At 67.1% G+C, this 3,133-nt stretch carries 3 protein-coding genes; 1 reads left to right on the top strand and 2 read right to left on the bottom strand.

Annotation, left to right across the window (positions count from 1 at the left end; genetic code table 11):
* Positions 1-38 precede the first annotated feature (38 nt).
* Both MFF22_RS19355 and MFF22_RS19350 read right to left on the bottom strand, forming a co-directional pair.
* A complete protein-coding gene (locus tag MFF22_RS19355; RefSeq protein ID WP_053621440.1) occupies positions 39-851 on the bottom strand; it encodes an AAA family ATPase in 813 nt (270 codons plus the stop codon).
* Positions 848-2,317, bottom strand: a complete 1,470-nt coding sequence (locus MFF22_RS19350; protein WP_161392815.1) for a TnsB C-terminal domain-containing protein — start codon at positions 2,315-2,317, stop codon at positions 848-850. The genes MFF22_RS19355 and MFF22_RS19350 overlap by 4 nt, the downstream gene beginning before the upstream one ends.
* Positions 2,318-2,467: 150 nt before the next feature.
* Between MFF22_RS19350 and MFF22_RS19345 the strand changes: the two genes are divergently transcribed.
* The gene (locus MFF22_RS19345; RefSeq protein WP_053621441.1) at positions 2,468-3,052 is read left to right on the top strand and encodes a recombinase family protein; all 585 of its coding nucleotides are present in this window, start codon (positions 2,468-2,470) and stop codon (positions 3,050-3,052) included.
* The last annotated feature ends 81 nt before the right edge of the window (positions 3,053-3,133 follow it).

Below are 3,133 nucleotides of genomic sequence, written 5' to 3'. Positions count from 1 at the left end.
TGTGACCTTCAGCGATAAATGGCAGTGTTTTTGGAGCACTATGTGGCACCGATGACGAGGGTGCTCCTCGCGGCCTCGACAACATCGTCCGTGATCACCTTGAGCTCATTGATCTTGAGAATGCGTGCGATCTGCACGAACAGGCGCTGAAGCAGCCGGAAGTTGCCGCCCGTAATCCGCGCGATCGAGGCCACAGCCTGCACATCGGTGAAGTCCGCGTCGTCCAAGGCAAGGCCGAGTTGACGCCAGTGGCGCGTCAGCACGAAGGTGAGTTCGTCGCCCTGTAAGGGACGGTAATGGTGGGCGAACCCGACACGGCTGTAGAGCTGAGGATAGCGCGACAGGCGCTTCTCGATCCCTGGCATGCCGATCAGGATCACGCCGATCCCCGTCCGGTCGAAGACATCGCGCAGGTGCTCCAGGCCCGTGGTCGAGAGTCGCTCGGCTTCGTCCACGATCAGGAGCTCGGTCAACCCGCGCGCAAAGCCCGTTGGCCTCCCTTCCCCGCTCGCATGGTGTTCGCCGAGACAGGCATCCATCCGCACGGTGAGAAAGGTCACCTCGTTGCGCAGCACCCGCAACGAGCAGGCGACCGCCGGAGTGTAGAAGACGCTACAGCTCTGGGCGAGCACGCCATAGATCTTGGCGTCCGACGGCTGTCGCGGTCCCCAGGTGTCGAGGAAGGGCTCGGCCACCTCCCAGCGCGCATAGCGACGTGCCGAGAGTGTCTTGCCGACCCCGGCCGCCCCGTAGCAGAGGCCGATGTAGCGGTGCTTGCGCACCGCATCGGCGAACTCGATGAAGCGGCGATGCTCCTTGGTGGCGATGAAGGCGCCCGATCTGGCGGTCATCCCTCGTCCTCTGCCTGATACACGCGCAGCTTGAGCCGCGGCGGCGAGCGGGCCGGGGCGATCTGACGGTTGAGACGGACGGGATCGGGCAGGAAGTCCGCGACGCGCGCCACGCGCTCGTTGATCGCAGCGCGAAGGCTGCGGCGGTGCAGACGGCGCGCCGCCTCGATGTCCTTGAGGCTGAGAGCTTCTCCAGCGTGCTCCTCGTTCACCGCCCAGCAGAGGAAGCGCTCACGGTGGAACACCCGGATCTCCGACACATCGCGTGGGTCGTAGCGGATCGTGACGGTCTCGCCGACATAGGCTGCCAAGGTCGATGCGACGTACCGCAGGCCCTGGAAGTGAATGCCGTCCCGACGCACGCAGCGTGGCTTGGCGACCATCACCAGCAGGAGGTCGAGCGCCTCCAGGCTCTCGGGCAGGCGGGGCAGGAAACCGTTCGCCCGCCATGCGTCGAGGGGCGCTTGCCCGATCTCGCCGTGCGTGCGCCGATGATAGGCGTCGCGGATGAAGGCGCCGATTGCGCGATCCAGATCCGCCAGTGACAGGGCTGGTGGGCTGACCGGCCCGCCCGCGACGAGGTGGCCGGGCAGCTCGGGGAGGAGTTCGGTGTTGATGGTTCCGAACAGGCGCTCGATCTTACCCCGGCCCTGCGGTCGCGCGACGCCGGAATGAACGATTTGCATGTGCAGGCTCGCAGCCACCTGATCGAGATGGCGGCTCGTGAAGTCGCTTCCGTGGTCGACATAGAGCACGTCCGGGATGCCGCAGACCGGCCAGGCCGCATCGGCCTTGCGCCAGATCGCGTGACGGAGTGCGAGGCTGGTGTTGAGCGCTGAGGGCGCGCCCAGGAACAGCATGGTGCCCGCGATTGCCCGTGAGTGGTCGTCGATCACCGTCGTGAGCCAGGGCCGGACCGGCCTGCCGTCTTCGTCGAGAGCCATGATGTCGAGCAGGGTGTGATCGGCCTGCCAGAGCGCGTTGGGCATGCTCGCCCGATGTCGGCAGATCAGCTCGTAGCGGTCCCGAAAGACGGTCGGTCCGTCCAGGGCCAGGGTGACCATGGCCGGGTCGAGGCGGGAGAGGATGGCCCAGGTCGTACCGTAGGAAGGCGGGGGCCACCCCTTCGCCTCGGCGACGGCCGTAATCCTGCGATGGATGGCGGCGGCCGAGGATCGCGGTTTTCTCAGGCCCATCCCCTCGATCAGGCTGACCAGGTCGGCGGGCAAGCGGTAACGGCCGACATCGCAACGGACGGCACGGGCCAGGCCCGCCAGTCCGTCGCGTCGAAATCGTGTCAGCCAGCGCCGGGCCGTTCGCAGCGGCACGTCGGCGTCCGCGGCGGCCCGGGTCAGAGGCACGCCCTCCTCCAGGGTCGGCCGGAGCACGGCAAAGCGGGCCATGGCGCGCTGGCGTTGAGGCTCGGTCAGTTCCACGAGGGATGCTGCGGCTGTGTCGCTCCGCATGAGGCCGTCCCTGACCCGCACGTCACAGGACGAGGCCTGTCCGGAACCGACCGGTTCTGGACAAGGTCACGCGACCTGTTCACAAACTAGCTTCTTCGAGTTCCGGACAGGTGTCTAGTTCCGGTCATGGTTTTCGGACGAATTCGCCTCATGCCGCGCACCTTCGCCTATCTCCGCGTCTCCACTCCTGGTCAGACCACGGACAACCAACTTACCGAGATCCAAGCGGCCGGGTTCACCATCGAACCGCGCCGCCTCGTGACCGAGACCGTGTCGGGCTCCATCGCGGCCAGCCAGCGCCGCGGCTTCGCGCGCCTGCTCGACCGGCTGGAGGCGGGCGATGTTCTCGTGGTGACCAAGCTCGACCGGCTCGGGCGCAACGCCATGGACGTGGGCGCCACCGTCGCCAAGCTCGAGGAGTTCGGGGTGCGGGTTCACTGCCTGGCGCTGGGTGGGGTCGACCTGACGAGTTCGACGGGCAAGCTGACGATGAACGTGATCAACGCCGTCGCGGAGTTCGAGCGCGATCTCCTGATTGAGCGCACCCAGGCTGGCTTGAGCCGGGCGCGGGCGGAAGGCAGGCGGCTCGGCCGGCCGGCCAGTCTCACGGGCGAGCAGCGCGAGGCGGTGACGCGCCAGATCGGGGACGGCGCGAGCGTGTCGGCCCTGGCGCGGACCTTCAAAACCAGCCGGCAGACTATTCTGAGGATCAGGGACGCGACCGCACCTGCCTGATCGCATCGGCGTCCCCGGCGCACCGGCGGGTGTGTCACCAAGCTCTGAAGTAAACGCGCCACTTATCGCTGAAGGTCACAC

The sequence above is a fragment of the Methylobacterium persicinum genome (assembly GCF_022179525.1).
GTDB classification, from domain to species: domain Bacteria; phylum Pseudomonadota; class Alphaproteobacteria; order Rhizobiales; family Beijerinckiaceae; genus Methylobacterium; species Methylobacterium persicinum.
Note: the sequence above shows the minus strand (reverse complement) of the source record. Positions and strands in the feature narration are given on the sequence as shown.